This window comes from Tateyamaria sp. syn59 (assembly GCF_007995245.1).
GTDB lineage: Bacteria > Pseudomonadota > Alphaproteobacteria > Rhodobacterales > Rhodobacteraceae > Tateyamaria.
Genome location: NZ_VCBA01000001.1, coordinates 202,020 through 219,127 on the forward strand (window position 1 = coordinate 202,020; position 17,108 = coordinate 219,127).

Annotated in this window: 17 protein-coding genes; 10 read left to right on the forward strand and 7 right to left on the reverse strand. The window is 62.6% G+C overall.

Annotated features, from left to right (window positions below; translation table 11 throughout):
* The first annotated feature begins 13 nt into the window (after positions 1-13).
* From FD715_RS01025 to glmM, 5 genes are all read left to right on the forward strand, one after another.
* Entirely contained in the window at positions 14-2,590 is a 2,577-nt protein-coding gene (locus tag FD715_RS01025; protein WP_223274690.1) for a putative PEP-binding protein, read from the forward strand.
* Positions 2,591-2,745: 155 nt separating this feature from the next.
* Positions 2,746-3,387, forward strand: coding sequence for a cell wall hydrolase (locus FD715_RS01030; protein WP_223274691.1), 642 nt, complete (start codon positions 2,746-2,748; stop codon positions 3,385-3,387).
* A gap of 94 nt (positions 3,388-3,481) precedes the next feature.
* A complete protein-coding gene (locus FD715_RS01035; protein ID WP_147103918.1) occupies positions 3,482-4,411 on the forward strand; it encodes a dihydroneopterin aldolase in 930 nt (309 codons plus the stop codon).
* Positions 4,411-5,388, forward strand: a complete 978-nt coding sequence (folP, locus tag FD715_RS01040; RefSeq protein WP_147103921.1) for a dihydropteroate synthase — start codon at positions 4,411-4,413, stop codon at positions 5,386-5,388. The genes FD715_RS01035 and folP overlap by 1 nt, the downstream gene beginning before the upstream one ends.
* 1 nt (position 5,389) lies before the next feature.
* Entirely contained in the window at positions 5,390-6,736 is a 1,347-nt protein-coding gene (glmM, locus tag FD715_RS01045) for a phosphoglucosamine mutase (protein ID WP_147103924.1), read from the forward strand.
* Between the two features lie 50 nt (positions 6,737-6,786).
* On the opposite strand, the gene FD715_RS01050 is transcribed toward glmM, so the two are convergent.
* Genes FD715_RS01050 through FD715_RS01060 form a run of 3 tightly spaced genes read right to left on the reverse strand, consistent with a single transcriptional unit; the run spans position 6,787 to position 8,361 of the window.
* Positions 6,787-7,704 carry a DMT family transporter gene (locus FD715_RS01050; protein WP_147103927.1) on the reverse strand — a complete coding sequence of 306 codons (918 nt, stop codon included), beginning with the start codon at positions 7,702-7,704 and terminating at the stop codon, positions 6,787-6,789.
* A complete protein-coding gene (locus tag FD715_RS01055) occupies positions 7,694-8,041 on the reverse strand; it encodes an antibiotic biosynthesis monooxygenase (RefSeq protein ID WP_147103930.1) in 348 nt (115 codons plus the stop codon). Before FD715_RS01055 ends, FD715_RS01050 begins: the two co-directional genes overlap by 11 nt.
* Entirely contained in the window at positions 8,038-8,361 is a 324-nt protein-coding gene (locus FD715_RS01060) for an NIPSNAP family protein (RefSeq protein WP_147103933.1), read from the reverse strand. The genes FD715_RS01055 and FD715_RS01060 overlap by 4 nt, the downstream gene beginning before the upstream one ends.
* A 71-nt stretch (positions 8,362-8,432) precedes the next feature.
* On the opposite strand from FD715_RS01060, the gene FD715_RS01065 reads away from it, so the two are divergent.
* Positions 8,433-9,116 (forward strand): helix-turn-helix transcriptional regulator, encoded by a 684-nt coding sequence (locus FD715_RS01065; protein WP_147103936.1) that lies wholly within the window; start codon positions 8,433-8,435, stop codon positions 9,114-9,116.
* Between the two features lie 10 nt (positions 9,117-9,126).
* Here FD715_RS01065 and ilvC read toward each other — a convergent pair whose 3' ends face one another.
* Complete coding sequence (gene ilvC, locus FD715_RS01070; RefSeq protein WP_039687620.1) at positions 9,127-10,149, reverse strand: ketol-acid reductoisomerase; 1,023 nt, start codon at positions 10,147-10,149, stop codon at positions 9,127-9,129.
* 134 nt (positions 10,150-10,283) lie between these two features.
* Here ilvC and FD715_RS01075 point away from each other — a divergent pair, with 134 nt between their 5' ends.
* The 3 genes from FD715_RS01075 (at position 10,284) to FD715_RS01085 (ending at position 12,439) form a co-directional block, all read left to right on the forward strand.
* Entirely contained in the window at positions 10,284-10,739 is a 456-nt protein-coding gene (locus tag FD715_RS01075; RefSeq protein WP_147103939.1) for an Lrp/AsnC family transcriptional regulator, read from the forward strand.
* Positions 10,736-11,194 (forward strand): Lrp/AsnC family transcriptional regulator, encoded by a 459-nt coding sequence (locus FD715_RS01080; protein WP_147103942.1) that lies wholly within the window; start codon positions 10,736-10,738, stop codon positions 11,192-11,194. Before FD715_RS01075 ends, FD715_RS01080 begins: the two co-directional genes overlap by 4 nt.
* A 117-nt stretch (positions 11,195-11,311) precedes the next feature.
* Positions 11,312-12,439: an aminotransferase class V-fold PLP-dependent enzyme gene (locus tag FD715_RS01085; RefSeq protein WP_147103945.1), complete on the forward strand. Its 1,128-nt coding sequence runs from the start codon at positions 11,312-11,314 to the stop codon at positions 12,437-12,439.
* 30 nt (positions 12,440-12,469) lie between these two features.
* Here FD715_RS01085 and FD715_RS01090 read toward each other — a convergent pair whose 3' ends face one another.
* Both FD715_RS01090 and FD715_RS01095 read right to left on the reverse strand, forming a co-directional pair.
* Positions 12,470-13,675 (reverse strand): UbiH/UbiF family hydroxylase, encoded by a 1,206-nt coding sequence (locus tag FD715_RS01090; RefSeq protein WP_147103948.1) that lies wholly within the window; start codon positions 13,673-13,675, stop codon positions 12,470-12,472.
* 60 nt (positions 13,676-13,735) lie between these two features.
* Positions 13,736-14,383, reverse strand: coding sequence for a pyrimidine 5'-nucleotidase (locus FD715_RS01095; RefSeq protein ID WP_147103951.1), 648 nt, complete (start codon positions 14,381-14,383; stop codon positions 13,736-13,738).
* A 144-nt stretch (positions 14,384-14,527) separates the two neighbouring features.
* Here FD715_RS01095 and FD715_RS01100 point away from each other — a divergent pair, with 144 nt between their 5' ends.
* The gene (locus FD715_RS01100) at positions 14,528-15,142 is read left to right on the forward strand and encodes a GntR family transcriptional regulator (RefSeq protein WP_370455317.1); all 615 of its coding nucleotides are present in this window, start codon (positions 14,528-14,530) and stop codon (positions 15,140-15,142) included.
* Here FD715_RS01100 and FD715_RS01105 read toward each other — a convergent pair.
* A complete protein-coding gene (locus FD715_RS01105) occupies positions 15,139-17,049 on the reverse strand; it encodes a glycosyltransferase (protein WP_147103957.1) in 1,911 nt (636 codons plus the stop codon). The genes FD715_RS01100 and FD715_RS01105 overlap by 4 nt on opposite strands.
* Positions 17,050-17,108: the final 59 nt, after the last annotated feature.

Below are 17,108 nucleotides of genomic sequence, written 5' to 3' on the forward strand. Positions count from 1 at the left end.
CCTTGTCACACCTATGTCACAAGGTATGGTGCGCGGCGAAAGGATCGCCGCAGTGCAGAATAATCCCAACACAACGCTGGTCACGCCCAACGCTCCTATCGCAAACGACACGCATGGCGGGCGCGCAAAGTGCTTGCAGCGCCTCAAGCGGCTGGACCTGCCGGTGCCGACAACGGTCGCGCTGTCCTTCAGCGCGGTCCACGACATTGCCAGCGGTCACTTGCCGGACATCCCGGCGATCCTCGACCAATTCCCGAACGACGCGCTTTTGTGCGTGCGCCCCTCGTCCGAGGACCCCGATTGGGGTGGTCCATCGGCCATTCTCAACATCGGCATGAATGACGCGCGGTTCGAGACGCTATGCGGCACGCTTGGCGTGGATGCCGTCTCGGCGCTCTACACCCGCTTTGTGCAAAGCTACGCGATCCACGTGGATCGGCTGGACCCCGACATGTTTGATGATGTGACGGGTGAGGGGCCACAGGCCCTGTTGCAAACGCTTGAAGCTTACGAAAGCGAAACCGAAACCCCGTTCCCGGCCACACGGGCCGAGCAGTTGGCGGGCGTTCTGAAATCCATGGCCCGCGCGTGGGAGGGGACATCGGCTCGCCTTTTGCGTCAGGCCAAGGGCGCGCCTGCGGACGCGGGGCTCGGCCTCGTGGTCCAGCAGATGGCGTTCGGAGTGGGGCAATGCGAAAGCGGATCCGGAGTGCTGCAGCTTGTGTCCTCCAAGACGGGCATGCCTCAGATCACCGGGCGCTACCTGCGCCAGAGCCAGGGGCGCGACGCGCTGCGCGGTGATGCCAACAGCCTGTTTATCACCCGCGACCCGCGTGGTCCCTCGCTCGAGGATCAGGTGCCCGACGGCTTTGCCCAATTGGTCGACCATGCCCGCCTGATGCGGGTCAAACTGCGCGAAGAGATGCAGGTCGAATTCACCATCGAAAACGGGCACTTGCATATTCTAGACGGCGTTCGTGTGGCTCGGTCATCCCGCGCAGCGGTTCGCATCGCGGTCCAGCTGGCCCGTGACGGCGTCATCCCCCGGCAAGAGGCTCTGATGCGGATCGAACCGCGCACGCTCAACGAGCTTCTGCACAGGCAAGTGGACCGCCACGCCAAGCGTGACATTCTCGGCACCGGCATTGCCGCCAGTCCGGGCGCGGCCACCGGTCGTTTGGTCTTTTCATCGAATGAGGCCCAGGCCAGTGCCGCCCGACGCGAGGATTGCATCCTCGTGCGTCGCGAAACCTCGCCCGAGGACATCCGCGGCATGCATGCCGCCAGCGCTGTCATCACCGAACGCGGCGGCATCACCAGCCACGCCGCCGTGATCGGGCGGGGGATTGGCCTGCCCTGCGTGGTGGGTGTCAGCGACATGCGCTTTCAGACGCGCAAGGGGCAATTGACGACGCAGGATGGTCGCGTCCTTTCTGCGGGCGACATCGTGACGGTGGACGGCACGAACGGCACCATCCTGCTTGGCGCGCCTGAGATGCAGGAGGCAGCGCTCGACGATGCCTTTACCGACCTGATGGACTGGGCCGATGCGGAACGCGATATCGGCATTCGCGCCAATGCCGACACACCTGCCGACGCGCAAACGGCACGCAATTTCAATGCGCAGGGCATCGGCCTTTGTCGCACGGAGCATATGTTCTTTGAACCCGGTCGCCTGACCGTCATGCGCGAGATGATCTTTGCAGCCACCAGCGACGACCGTCGCGCGGTGTTGGCGCGGCTGCTGCCCATGCAGCGGGCCGATTTCATCCAGCTGTTCAAGATCATGCAGGGCAAACCGGTCTGCATCCGACTGTTCGATCCGCCCCTGCACGAGTTCCTGCCCACGGACCGGAACGGCCAGCGCGAGCTGGCGGATGCGCTGAACCTGCCGCTGTCGGACGTGACCCGTCGGATCGAGGCGATGATGGAATACAACCCTATGCTCGGCCTGCGCGGAGTGCGTCTGGGCGTGACCGTGCCCGAAATCTACGAAATGCAGGCCCGTGCGATCTTTGAAGCGACAATCGAGGCGAGCCGCGACGGCGATCCGGTCGTACCGGAGATCATGATCCCCCTCGTCAGCGCCAAACGCGAGGTCGAGCTGGTGCGCGCACGTGTCGATGCCGTGGCCACGACCGTTGCGATGACTGCGGGGGCCGCCTTCGACTACAAGCTGGGTGTGATGGTCGAAACGCCCCGCGCTGCTTTGCGGGCTGGCGACATCGCGCAGCATTGCAGCTTTCTGTCTTTCGGCACCAACGACCTGACCCAGATGACCTATGGTCTGTCGCGGGACGATGCGGGGCGGTTCATGTCCGACTACGTGCGCCAGGAGGTGTTCGTGGAGGATCCGTTCCATTCCCTCGACATCGACGGGGTGGGCGAGCTTTTGCAGCTTGGATCGGAGCGTGGACGTGCCGCGCGTCCGGAGGTGACACTGTCACTCTGCGGCGAGCACGGCGGCAATCCCGAATCAATTGCGTTCTGCCGCAACGCGGGATTCGACTATGTTTCATGCTCTCCGTTCCGGGTTCCAGTGGCTCGGCTGGCTTCCGCTCAACTGGCAATTTCCCACAAAATCAAGTAGCCGAGTTCAGGCCGATCCTCAGCATTCTGTGCTGGGTAACAAGCCATATTACGCTGATGCATAGCGGCCATGTGCGACCAAATCGCCCCAAAACTGGACGTAAAGGTCAATTTTTACTAAATGCCGCGGGTCAAGAATGATCCTGGGGTTGATCAATGCGAAGTTTGGTGAAGGCGCTTCTGGCGTGCTGCATGCTCGTGGGCACTCCGCTTGCTGCATCGGAAGCCGATGAAGCGGCGGCAACGGGCGAAGTGCTGCGCGCGGCCGAGGCGCGTGGCTTGCGCGGTGTATCGCAAGCGCTGTTAAGCGATCTGCTCACACCGCCGGCACAGGCAACGAATGTTTCTTTTTCCCGCAGTTGGCTGGACGGCCAGCCCAAGGCCAAAGGTGGCGCCCACTGGAAGTGCCTGAGCGAAGCGCTGTATTTCGAAGCGCGCGGTGAGACGGTCAAGGGTCAGTTTGCCGTGGCCGAGGTGATCATGAACCGCGTACGCAGCGCGCGTTTTCCTGACAATGTGTGCGGTGTGATCAACCAGGGGACAGGCAAGCGCTACCAGTGCCAGTTTACCTATACCTGCGACGGCAATCCCGAAACCATCCGCGAACCGCGCGCTTTCGAGCGTGTGTCAAAAGTGGCCCGAGCGGTGCTTGACGGTCGAGCCCCCGACCTGACCAAAGGCGCCACGCACTACCACACCACGGCCGTGCGCCCACGGTGGGCCCGGGTCTACACCAAGACGGCGTCCATCGGCGTGCACGTCTTTTACCGCCACACCTTCCGTACCGCGTCGAATTGACGTTTTCTGGCGCCGGGGCGGCGTCTTTGCCCCTGTCCCCGCGGGGACAGCTTGTCTAGAAGGGCGCGAGTTCTTCTGCAAAGGCCGCGCACCCATGGCATCCGAAATCCGCCTCGCCTTCTCCCACCCGTCTGAACGGTCCGAGGCAACGGCAACCTCCGCCCCGCTCGACCGCATCTCGGTCCGCGATCACACCGTCGAGGTCGAGATCGGGGCCTTCCAGGCCGAGCGTGGCGTAACCCAGCGCATCTGCTTCAACATCGTGGTCGAGGTGCGCCCGCTGACAGGCCCCATTGATGACGACGTGGACCGCATCCTGTCCTATGACAAGGTGACCGAGGCCATCACCTATGAACTGGCAGCCGAGCGTCTGAACCTGTTGGAAACCCTTGCTGAGCGTGTCGCCGACCGCATCCTGATGGAACCGCAGGCGATGCGCGTCTTTGTCCGTATTGAAAAGCTGGACCGGGGGCCGGGCGCCCTGGGGGTTGAGATTGTGCGCAGCCGGGGCACGACACGGCCCGTCGCCGCCGAAGATCTGGAAGAGGACGTGATGCACCCCGAACTGGTGTATCTGTCGAACGCGGCCATCGCTTCGGATCACCTGAGCGGGTGGATCGACCAGTTGGCAGCGATGGGCCGACCGGTGATTTTTTGTGTGGGGCCCGCCGACATCGCAGCACCTGAGGCCAGCCATCCGCTCGCACAACGGCGCATCGACCTTCTGGCCATTGAACAGAACGCGTGGGTGCTGGCCGCGCGCGATGCGCGCTGCAAGGTTGTGGACACGCGCACCGAACTCGATTGGGCCATGCGCAACGGGCAGGCCTGTGTCTGGGCGCCGTCCAAGATTGTGCTCGATGCAGTTGATGGTCCCTCGGCGAAAGGGGCAGATGCAGTGGCGCTCGCCTCCTGGTTTGCCGCAACTTTCGACGTGCGCGAGATGCTGGTCATTGGAGACGATGGTCCCACCGATGCGCCTGTTGCCTTGCGCGCAATCCCGGTGGATCAGGCGACGCTCTGATGCGTTATATCCGTCCGTTGATGCAGGTTGGACCAGCCCGGCCGGATGGGGCGGTGGACTGTGGCCCGTGCTGGTTCACGCATGCCGAGGTTCTGTCAGGCGATGCAGCTCCCTACGTCGTCAATGCCGCCGACCTCACCGACAGTGAATGCGCGCGCTTCGACCGTGAGTGGGATGCGCCGCAGATCATGGGCATTCTGAACACCACGCCCGACAGTTTCTCGGATGGCGGCCAATACACCGCGCGCACCAATGCCGTCGCGCATGGGCAGGCGTTGATCGCGCAGGGAGCCGAAATCCTAGACATCGGCGGAGAAAGCACCCGGCCCGGTGCGCACAACGTGAATACGGACGAGGAAATCGAGCGCACTGAACCCGTGATCCGTGACCTGCGCGCGGCAGGCGTGACCACACCCATCTCCATCGACACGCGCAAAGCAGCTGTGGCCGAGGCAGCACTCGACGCCGGAGCGAGCATCGTCAACGATGTCTCCGGCTTCACCTACGATCCCGACCTGGCGCCTCTGTGCGCGGCACGCGGCGTGCCGGTCTGCGTCATGCACGCCCAGGGCGATCCACAGACCATGCAGGACAATCCGACCTATGACGATGTGCTGCTGGATGTGTACGACTTCCTCGCGAAGCGGATCGAAGCTTTGCAGGCTGCAGGCATCGACAAGGACAAGATCATCGCCGATCCCGGCATCGGCTTTGGCAAGACCCTTGACCACAATCTGGCGCTTCTGAACCGGATCAGCCTGTTTCACAGTCTCGGCGTACCAATCCTGTTAGGCGCGTCGCGCAAGCGGTTCATCGGCACCCTTGGCAACGCGCCGGAGGCATCGGCGCGTGCGCCCGGTTCTGTCGGAGTGGCGTTGGTTGCCATCGCCCAAGGCGTGCAGATCATCCGTGCGCATGACGTCGCCGACCATGCGCAGGCCATTGCGCTGTGGCGCGCATCCGTGGCACATCGCTGACATGACAAAACTCTTCGGGACGGACGGCGTCCGGGGCACGGCCAACGTTGCCCCAATGACGGCCGAGATGGCGCTGCGCATTGGCGCGGCTGTGGGGCGGTATTTTCGCAGGGACGGTGACAGCGTGCACCGTGTGGTCATCGGCAAGGACACGCGCCTGTCTGGTTACATGTTCGAAAACGCGCTGACGGCTGGGCTGACCAGTACGGGCATGAATGTTCTGCTGCTCGGGCCGGTGCCGACCCCCGCCGTTGGTTTGCTAACCCGCTCCATGCGCGCTGATCTTGGCGTGATGATCTCGGCCAGCCACAACCCGGCGCATGACAATGGCATCAAGTTCTTTGGCCCCGATGGTTATAAGCTGAGTGACGCGGCCGAAGTTGAAATAGAAAGCCTTGTGTCTCAAGGGGTTGAGCCTGTCCCCGCGGGGACAATCGGGCGGGCCAAGCGGATTGACGACGGCCGGTTCCGCTACGTCGAGCGGGTCAAATCCTCGTTTCCCCGGCAAATGCGGCTGGATGGACTGAAGGTGGTGGTGGACTGCGCCAACGGTGCGTCCTACCGCGTGGCACCCGAGGCGTTGTGGGAATTGGGCGCAACCGTAATCCCGGTGGGCACGTCGCCAAACGGGCATAACATCAACGAGGGCTGCGGCTCCATGCACCCGCAAACCGCCGCCGAAGCGGTGGTCGCCCATGGCGCAGATGTGGGCATTTGCCTTGATGGAGACGCGGACCGGGTGATCCTGCTGGATGAAAAGGGGCGCGTCGGGAACGGGGACCAGTTCATGGGGCTGATGGCCGCCCGCTGGGCCTCCGAAGGGCGGCTGCGCAACAACGCGCTGGTGGCGACGGTGATGTCGAATCTTGGTCTTGAGCGCTACTTGCAAGGCCACGGCGTGCGGTTGGAGCGCACGGGTGTCGGCGACCGCTACGTGGTTGAGCGGATGCGGCAGGGGGACTTCAACCTGGGTGGCGAGCAGTCGGGTCACATCGTAATGACGGACTACGCCACCACCGGTGACGGGCTGATGGCAGGTCTGCAATTCCTCGCGGAGCTGGTGCAATCCGGCAAAAAAGCGAGCGAGGTGCTGCACGTCTTTGACCCGGTGCCTCAGCTTTTGAAGAATGTGCGCTTTGCCGCAGGGCAAACCCCGCTTGAGGTGGAGAGTGTGAAAGCCGCGATTTCCGAAGCGGAAGGGCAGTTGAATGGAAATGGTCGTCTCCTGATCCGCAAGTCCGGGACCGAGCCACTGATCCGCGTTATGGCGGAAAGCGAGGATGAGGCCGTGTTGACCGCGAGTGTTGATCATGTGGTCAGCGCGGTAGAAGCGGCGGTCGCGACCTGAGGCTGCCCGGCCCTCCGGGGGCGGTTTATCTGGCGAAATGAAGCGCGGGATCAGCGCTGAAAGAGCCGGCGCAAAGCGCCATATTGGCTGAGGCCGACACCGGCAAGGATCAGCGCCATCGCCGACAGCAAGCTGGGCGGTAGTGGTTCGTTCAGGATCAGGGCACCCATGACCACGGACCAGACAGGCACCTGGTAATTCGTGATCGACATGAACACCGGGCCTGCGCTGCGGATCACCAAGACGCGCAGCATGTTGGCCGCTGCTGTGGGGATCAGGCCAAGGCAGGCGATGACGATCAGGGTTTGTGTGTCGGGTAGGGGTGGCGGCCCCTCGACGATCCATGCCGCTGGCAGAGTGATGCAGGCGGCGATCAGAAGCAGTACAGCAGAGAGGCCGATGGGGTCCACCGCAGGCAGGCGCCGCATTAGGATGGATGAGATGCCATAGCAGCAGGCTGCACTGATGCAGGCGATGCGGCCCGCTGTTTCAAGCTGCGCGCCGCTGGTTTCGAACGCTTGTCCGCCGATCAGGATGCAGACGCCGACAAAGCCGATGATGAAGCCGAGGCTGCGCCGCCACGTCATCCGTTCGCCCGGTACAAAGAAATGCGAGAGTGGCAGAACAATCAGCGCGACGGATGCCATTGAGACGCCTGCGAAGCCCGAGGTGACGTATTGTTGGCCCCAGGCAAGCAACATGAAGGGGATGGCGGAGCTGAAGGCGCCGATGGCCACAACTTGAAGCCGGGTGATCGGCTGTGTCGCGTCGTGGAACAGTTTTCCGCCCAAGCTCTGCCAGATGGCCACCATCAACACAGCGGCAAAGCAGATGCGCCCGGCAGCTAACCAGAACGGCGTGATGCCCCGCAGCGCGATTTCCGTCACAAGGAAGGTGCCACCCCAGGTAAATCCCAGGATGGCAACCATCAGCCAACTTGTGCCCGTGATCTTTGGGCTATCGATCATGCAGCGCCTTGCTGTCGGTGGGTGCCTCGTCCCGTTCTGTCATGCCGTAGTCGCGGATGACGCCAGCGACGCGCAGGCGGTAGTTGTCGAAGTGGATCTCGCGGCCCGCGCTTTGGGCGTCCCGGTGTTCGGGCAGCTTGCGCCAATGCTCGAGGGCGGCCTCGTCTTCCCAAAAAGACAGGGACAGGAGCTTGCCCGGCTCAACGAGGCTTTCGAACCGCTCGACCGAGATGACGCCGGGGATGTCGCTCAGGTGGTCCTTGAGGGCTGCGGCCCGGTTCAGATAGGGCGTGCGATGGCCGTCTTTCGGCCAGACCTCGAAGATGACAGCAATCATGTGGAGCCTCCCTGTGGTGCGGACACGTTTTGCAGCCATGTCCTGTCTTCCTTGAGAATGAATTTCTCGGATTGTGCAAACAGGTAATTTTCACGTCCTTGTGGGTCGGCTGCGAGGCGGGCGCGATACTGTTCATAAGCGGCAAGGTTTTCAATGTGATAAATGCCGTAGGCAAGGGTGGAGGAGCCTTCGTGCGGTGCAAAATATCCCACGAGGCCCGCGCCGCAGCGGGGGATGCACTGGCCCCAGCGTTGCCCATATTCGGCGAATGCTGCGCGTTTGGTGGGGTCGATCTGGTACTGGATGATGCAGGTCAGCATGATTGGTCCTTTCGTTGCTGCGCTTGGCCTAGCACTTTGACGGACCGGAATGCTTCGGCTACGGTCAAACTATGAAGGAAGGTCCAGACATCTCTCACATCGCAGCGCTGATCGGTGATCCGGCGCGGGCGAATATCCTGACGGCGCTGATGGATGGGCGTGCGCTGACGGCGTCTGAACTGGCGGAGGAGGCGGGCGTTGGTCTGTCGACGGCCAGTGGGCATTTGTCGAAACTGGCCGAGGCGGAGTTGATCGCACCGCGCAAGTCGGGGCGGCACAAGTACTTCAATTTGGCGGATGCCGAGGTCGCGGGTGTGCTTGAGGCGCTGATGGGCCTTGCGGCACGGAAGGGTGCCACGCGGGTGCGGACGGGGCCGAAAGATGCGCAGATGCAGGTGGCGCGGGTGTGCTACAACCATCTGGCCGGGCGGATGGGCGTGCAGATGTATCGGAGTATGATCGGGCGCGGTTTGCTGGTCGAAGACGGCGAGGACGTCGCACTGACTGGCGCGGGCCGCGACTTTGTGACGGGGTTCGGGATTGATGTCGCCGGTCTGGAAGCTGGTCGGGCGCTTGTGTGCCGGACCTGTCTGGACTGGTCAGAGCGGCGGAACCATCTGGCAGGATCGCTTGGCCGTGCCATGCTGACGCGGATGGAGGATCAGGGCTGGATGCGCCGAGATCCGAAAAGTCGCGCAATTCTTGTCATGGAAAAAGGAAAGGCCGCCTTTGCGGCGGCCTTTCCCGAAACATGAAGAGCCTGATTTAGTTCTTTGATTTGTCGACCATTTTGCCAGCCGAGATCCACGGCATCATGCCGCGCAGGGTCTCACCCGTGGCTTCGATCTGGTGTTCGTCGTTGATGCGGCGTGTGCCTTTGAAGAAGGGCTGGCCGACCGCGTTTTCCTGCATGAAGTCGCGCACGAACTTGCCGGTCTGGATGTCGGTCAGGATCGCTTTCATGCGCGCCTTGGTCTCGTCATAGGGCAGGACGCGCGGGCCGGAGACGTATTCGCCATACTCGGCCGTGTTCGAGATCGAGTAGTTCATGTTGGCGATGCCGCCTTCGTAGATCAGGTCCACGATCAGCTTCACTTCGTGCAGGCACTCGAAATAGGCCATCTCGGGGGCGTAGCCCGCTTCGACCAGTGTCTCGAAGCCCATGCGGATCAGCTCGACCAGACCACCGCAGAGCACGGCTTGTTCACCGAATAGGTCGGTTTCGCACTCTTCGCGGAAGTTGGTCTCAATAATGCCCGACCGGCCACCGCCGATGGCGGAGCAGTAGGATAGACCGATTTCCAGAGCGCGGCCCGAGGCGTCGTTGTCGACGGCCACGAGGCAGGGCACGCCGCCGCCTTTGACATATTCGCCGCGCACGGTGTGACCGGGGCCCTTGGGGGCCATCATGACGACGTCGATGCCGGGCTTGGGTTCAATCAGGCCGAAGTGGACGTTCAGGCCGTGGGCGAAGGCAATCGCAGCGCCTTCGCGGATGTTGTCGTGGACGTATTTCTTGTAGGTTTCGGCCTGCAGTTCATCGGGCATGGTGAACATGATCAGGTCGGCCCAGGCGGCTGCTTCGGCGATGCCCATGGTTTTCAGGCCTTCGCCTTCGGCCTTGGCGATGGATGGCGAGCCTTCGCGCAGGGCGACGACCACGTTTTTTGCACCGCTGTCGCGCAGGTTCAGGGCGTGGGCGTGGCCCTGGGAGCCGTAGCCGAGGATGGCCACGTTCATGTCTTTGATCAGGTTGATGTCGCAATCGCGGTCGTAGTAAACGCGCATGGTTTTCCCTCCGGAGTTTCAAGTCTGGGCCGCGTTATAGGGAAGGGTTCGCCACTGGTCAGCGTTGCAATTTGCATATTTTTGGAACAATGAGGTTATGATCATTCGTCCTTTTAAGAATATGCGAGGAAATCATGCTTGATGATATGGATCGTCGCATTCTACGCCAGTGGCAGGCTGATCCTTCCTTGGCACCGGCGGAATTGGCCGAGCGGGCGCGGGTCAGCCCGGGGCAATTGGCGCGGCGTCAAGCCAGGCTGCGTGATGCTGGCTTGGTCAAGGGGGTGCAGGCGGTGATTGATTGGGCCGCACTTGGCTATGCGGTCGAGGTATCGTTGCGGGTGACGCTAGACAAGACGCAGGCGCGGGCCTTTGACGAATTCATTCGGGCCGCGCGCGAGGTGCCGGAAGTCATCGAGATCCAGACCTTTCTTGGCCGGGTTGATGTACGCCTGTCGGTGATTGCGCGAGACATGGCGCATTATCAGCACCTCTATCGCTCGCGCATCCTCACCCTGCCGCATATCGCAGATATTGAGGCGTTGATGCATGTGGCCCGGATCAAAAGCGATGAGGCGTTGCCGCTGTGATCGATCTCGACAATACGGATTTTGCCATACTCCGCCTGCTGGCCGAGGATGCGGGGCAAGGGGCGGGGGCGATTGGCCGGGCGTGTGGCCTGTCGCAACCCGCCGCGTGGCGGCGCATCAAGCGGTTGCGCGAGGCAGGTGTCATCCGGGGGCAGCGATTGGCTTTGGATGCCGAGAAGTTGGGATTTGGCGTGACCGTCTTTCTGGGCGTGAAGCTGGCAACGAAAGGTCGCGTGAGCCTTGAGGACTTTGAGCGTGCCGTCGCCGCCATTCCCGAAGTGCAGACGGTGGAGCACGTGCTGGGCCTCTATGACTACCGTTTGCGTGTTGTCGCGCGCGACCTGCCGGATTTCGAGCGCGTCTTGCGCCGTCGCATCATGACGCTACCCGGAGCGGGCGAGGTAGAGGCCAATGTTTTGTTGAGTGAAGAGCGCCGTCCGGGGCCGATTGGCTGACAAGGTTTCCCATTGGCGACGGGCCATGCCGCACTGCCGCGAATGTATACCGTGATAGGCTTTGTTTGCCGCGGCGCGACCCGCTATGTCGTGTCGAAAAGAGAAAAGGACACCACTATGGCCGCTTTGCTTGATACCGTTGACCCTCAGGGGCTTGAGGAGTTTTCCGTCGTCTTCACCGACCGGTCGCTGAACCATATGAGTGCAGCATTTCAGGGCGTGATGAATGACATCTCTGCCATGTTGAAAGAGGTGTATGCCGCCGACGCCGTGGTCGTCGTGCCCGGTGGCGGTACGTTCGGGATGGAAGCCGTGGCGCGGCAGTTTGGGCGCGGCGCCGACGTGCTTGTCGTGCGCAACGGCTGGTTCTCCTATCGCTGGAGCCAGATTTTCGAGACGGGCGGGCTGACAGCCAACACGACCGTATTGAAAGCGCGCCAGACCGGAAATGCGTCGCCGTCTCCTTTTGCGCCAGCACCCATCGATACCGTGGTGGATGCGATCCGCGAGCAGAAGCCGGATGTCGTCTTTGCCCCGCATGTGGAGACGAGCGCGGGTGTGATCCTGCCGGACGGCTACATTGCCGCGATGGCGGCTGCTGCGCATGAGGTAGGTGCGCTGATGGTGCTGGATTGCATCGCGTCAGGTTGCGCCTGGGTCGATATGCGCGCCCTTGGCGTCGACGTGCTTATCTCGGCCCCGCAAAAGGGATGGAGCGCGTCGCCCTGTGCCGGACTTGTGATGCTATCGGACCGGGCTATGGCCCGGATGGAAGAGACGACATCCGACAGCTTTGCCATCGATCTTAAGAAATGGCATCAGATCATGGCGGCCTATGAAGGTGGCGGGCATGCCTATCACGCGACGATGCCCACCGATGCGCTGCGGGATTTCCGTGACACGATGAAGGAGACGCAGGCGTATGGTTTTGGCAAGCTGAAGGATGCTCAGTGGGCGTTGGGCGGTGCCGTGCGTACGATGTTGGCCGAAAAGGGCGTGACGTCAGTAGCGGCGGATGGTTTTGGCGCCCCCGGCGTTGTTGTCAGCTATACGGCCGATCCCGATATACAGACTGGCAAGCGGTTCGCAGCAGAGGGCATGCAAATTGCGGCCGGGGTGCCCCTGCAATGTGATGAGCCTACCGATTTCAGGACCTTCCGGCTGGGACTGTTTGGCCTCGACAAGCTCTATGATGTCGACGGCACCGTTGCGCGGCTGAAGCGGGTTGTTGACCAGGTGTTGTAAGGTGCTCGTAAGGCGGAGGTGTCCTCTGCCTTAGCCCGCTGCCTGAACGCCGAGGCCCAGTTTCATAAGGGTTTTACGCACGGGCGCGACCTCGTGCAGTGCTTTCAGCCCCATGGCGCGCGCGTCGCGCATCATGGGCGACGTTGCCTGGCTCGTGCGGTTCAGCAGATCAATACCAGTCACCCGCATCCGGATGTCGCGATAGCGGGCGGCGTGATACGCGCCCAGCATCTTCGCATCGCCCATCGTGTCGGGCGATGCAACGGCCAGATCCAGCAGGGTGGACGTGTCGGCCAGCGACATGTTCAGTCCCTGTGCACCGATCGGGGGCACCACATGTGCCGCCTCTGCAATCAGGGCCAGCCGGGTGCCATTCAGACGCTCCGCGATTTGGCTGATGATGGGCCAGATAGACCGGCGCGATGCAAGCTTGAGTGGGCCGAGGATGTGGCAACTGCGCTCGGTCATCTCAGCCTCGAACACCTCTGTCTCAAGCGCCATCCGCGCCACGGATTTTGGCCCCTCATCCATCCAGACAACGGCAGAGCAGGGCATGCCATCCCGGTCGGGCAGCGGCACAAGCGTGAACGGGCCGCCGCTGCGGTGCACCTCGGTCGAGACGTTGTCGTGCGGGATCGGGTGCGTGACGGCGAAGGCAAGTGCCTTTTGACCGTAGCGCCGTGTGGTGACGCCGATCCCGGCCGCCTGCCGCATGGGCGAATTGCGCCCGTCGGCCGCAATGACGAGGCGGGCCTTCACGGATGTGCCATCGCTCAGCCCGACGCGCGCCTCTGCCGTGCGGCCCAGAAATCGTGTGGTGCCGGTGCCGGGGCGAAAGTCCACGGTGTCAAGCGCGTTCAACCGTGCCATCAATTCACGCCGCAGGCGCCAGTTCGGGAAATTCCAGCCGAAGGGCAGGTCGGATACGTCCGATGCCCGAAATGCTTTGACCTCGCGCACGGCACCGGTTTCGGTCGCGGCATCCGCAATCTGCATCACATCGAGGGCGGCGGCATGGGGTGCAAGTGCATCCCATACGCCGGCCCGGTCCAACAGCCCCCGTGCGGGTTGCAGCATCGCCGTCGTGCGCATGTCGGCGCCGTCCGCATCGCTATCAGTGATGGGCGGTGTTGGATCGACGCACATCACGTCGAAACCGGCTGTGCCAAAGGCTGCAGCCGCCGTCAGCCCGGCAATGCCGCCGCCGGAAATCAGAATGTCACATGTCTGGGTCATGTCGCGCCTCCAGAGCCAAACTTATGCTGCCATGTCGCGCGGCCAAGGCGGCATCCTGTCCTACCCTGTCAGCCGCGCGAGGAAGTCGCCAAGGTCATCGGTATGGTGATGGATGTGGTCACCGTCCGCGCGCGCGGGCGCCACATGGACGGTGCGCATGCCCATGTCGTGCGGCACGGCGAGGTTGCGGGGCTCATCTTCGAACATCGCCGCTTCTTCCGGTGCCAGCCCGTCGCGGTCAAAGACACGGACAAATGCAGCGCGCTGAGGCTTGGGTTGGAAATCTGCATGCTCCACGCCGTAGGTCGCATCGAAAAGGCCGCTCAGCCCGCGCGCCTCAATCACCCGTTGGGCATAGGGTGCAGAGCCGTTGGTGTAGACGATCTTGCGCCCCGGGAGATCGCGAATCCGGGCGGCGAGGTTGGTGTCGGGCGTCAGCTGATCGAATGAGATGTCATGCACGTCATCGAGGAACGGGAGCGGGTCGAGGTCATGTTCGCGCATCAGCCCGGCGAGCGTCGTGCCATGGGTGTGCCAGTAGTGGACGCGCAGACGGTCGGCCTCGGCTCGTGTCACGTTCAGGGCGTCCATGACATAGGCTCGCATTCTCTCCTCTATCTGGTCGAACAGACGCACGGACGGCGGGTAGAGGGTATTGTCGAGGTCAAAGACCCAGGTGCGGACATGTGTGAAATCGGCGGCTGGCATGGGTTCGGGCATAGGCCGTGGCGCCTGCATCTGCAAGCCGTTGGGGTTGCGCCGGGCGGGGTGCCCGCACTACGGTATTGAAAAACAACGACTTGCGAAGATGCCATGCCTGCCCCACGCCCCAACAATACCGATGCATATTCCATGATCCTCGAGGCTATCGACATCGGCACCTATCGCCCCGGTGACCGGCTGGTGGAGAGCGAGTTGGCCGAACGCTTCGGCGTGTCCCGCACGCCGGTGCGCGAGGCGTTGCAGCGCCTGGAAACGCAATCGCTGTTGTCGCGTGACGGGCGCAGTCTGATCGTGGCGTCGCTGGATCACAACCAGATGTCCGAGCTTTATGTCGTGCGCCGCGAACTGGAAGGGCTCGCCGCGTCGCTTGCTGCGCAGCACGCGACGGCAGAAGAGGTCCGTATCCTGCGCGAGATGGTCGAGGCCGACAACGCACTGGTCAACGACCCGCCTGCGCTGGCGCGCGCCAATCGGCGGTTTCACACGCAGATCCACCTCGCCTCTCACAACCGCTATCTGGTGCAACAATTGGACCTGGTGCACCGGACGATGGCGCTGATGGCGACGACGTCGCTGGCTGCTGACGGACGGACCCGTATTGCACAAGAAGAGCATGACCGGATTGTCCGGGCCATTGAGGCCAAGGATGAAGCGGCAGCGGGCAAAGCGTTGCGAGACCATATCTCGGTGGCCTTCATGACGCGGCTGAAACAGGATGCCGAAACGCGGCGAGACGAGGCCTAGGGCATCTTTCCATCTTCGGACCCCAGGGGCCGCACAATGTCGCCCGTGGCCGTGCCGTGTTGGGTCTTGTCCCAGTAAAACGGTGCGCAAACCATCTCGTACAGGGCCTTGTAGCTGGCAACGGCGGCCAGCGGAAAGTAGAATGGCAGCGTCAGAACCCAAGGCACAAGGTGCCGGTGGTTCCGATCTGAGACGGCCATGATGCCTATGGTCAGGTTCAATATCTCAGCGAAAATAAAGAAAATGGTGATGGGCAAGATCACCGCCTGACCGAGTGTCGCGACCACCGGGTGCGGCAACCCGGCGGCTGGCAGCCAAAAGCTCCACAAGATGGGCAGGGCTGCAAATTGCGAGACGGTGGCGAAGAACATCGCCTGCACGCCACAGAACCGTTTGAACCCCAGATCGCGTAGCAGGTCGCCAGGCTTGCGCATGTGCACGCAATAGGTGATCAGGTACCCCTTCAGCCAGCGCGAGCGCTGCTTGATCCAGGGCCAGGCCCGGCAATTGGCCTCTTCGTAGGTGACTGTGCGGATCAGTTGGGTGCGGTACCCACGCCGGGCAAGACGGAGGCCAAGATCGGCATCCTCGGTCACGTTGTGGGCGTCCCATCCCCCTAACTCCTCAAGGATGTCACGGCGAAAGAACAGGGTCGTGCCGCCCAGCGGCAGCACCATGCCAAGCTGCTCTACTCCCGGCAGGACAAGGCGCCACCAGCTCGCATATTCGATGGTGAAACAGCGCGCCATCCAGTTGTGCCGCGCGTTATAATAGTCGAGCATTCCCTGCAGACACACCACATCCGGTGGCGCTCCTGCAAATTTCGCGACGATCTTTTCGATCTGGTCCGGCTCTGGCGCGTCTTCAGCATCCCAGACGCCGATGATGTCGCCCTTGCAGAAGTCGAGCGCATAGTTCAAAGCGCGCGGCTTGGTGGTAATGGTGCCGTCATCCGGCACTTCGATCACCCGCATCCACTGGGGCAATTGCGTGCGGGCCAGTGTGGCGCGGGTCACATTGTCCTTGGCTTCGAGGACCAGCACGACATCCAGCAGAGCCTTTGGGTAGGTCAGCCGGGACAGGCGTTTGATCAGCGCGTCGGCAATGCGCTCCTCCTTGAAGAGCGGCACCAGTACAGAGACGCGCGGCAACCGTTCGGGCAGCTGCGGTGGCATCGGCTCGGTCTGTGCCGGGATGTGGTGGGTCAATCGCGCGACCAAGGCGGCCAGTTTCAGCGCTGTTGTCATCATGAGTGTCAGAACGGCCCAGCCGATGGCCAGTGTCGCGACCCAGGCAGGGTACAGGACGCTGACCAACAGCACCGCTATGAGGATGCAGATCGCCAGACCGCGCGCATGTCTGCGCGGCGTCCAGTTTCGGCAGCTTAGCGCCTCGGGCACCTTATACGCGGCGTTGTGCGCCAGTGCGGCCCCGTAAATCGCGGTGATCTGGTCATGGATCTGGTCGATCGGCGCAAGCACGGGCAGCACGGCCCATGCAGGTTGATCGAGGGCGCGCGCCAGATCGGGCAAGCGGTCCGGACGTGTCGTGGCCACAAGCAGCGTGTTGCCGATCCACCGCCACGGGACCACGCCGAAACTTTGGCACAGATGCACCGGAACGGCCTGCGCCATCAGCGGGTTTGGCGGATCAACGGTCAGATCCACGCGGTCAGCATCGTGTTGAACCGCCAGCGCGTTCAGCACGTCGTCCGGGGCAACATGGCCATCTGCCACCAGGATCTCGCCCAGCGGCGCGTCGAGCCTGTGCTGTTTGCTGAGCGCATCAAGCAGCGTTGTCTGATTGATCAGCCCCGCGTTCACCAACTGCCGCCCCACAGGGACTGCGGGACGTGGCCGCCGCGCGACAGGCTGCGGCGATGACAAACGTAAGAGCGGATCACTCATGAACGGGTCCTGAAATCAGGGCCCTTCACCCATGGCAATCCATGGTTAACAAGCGGTTA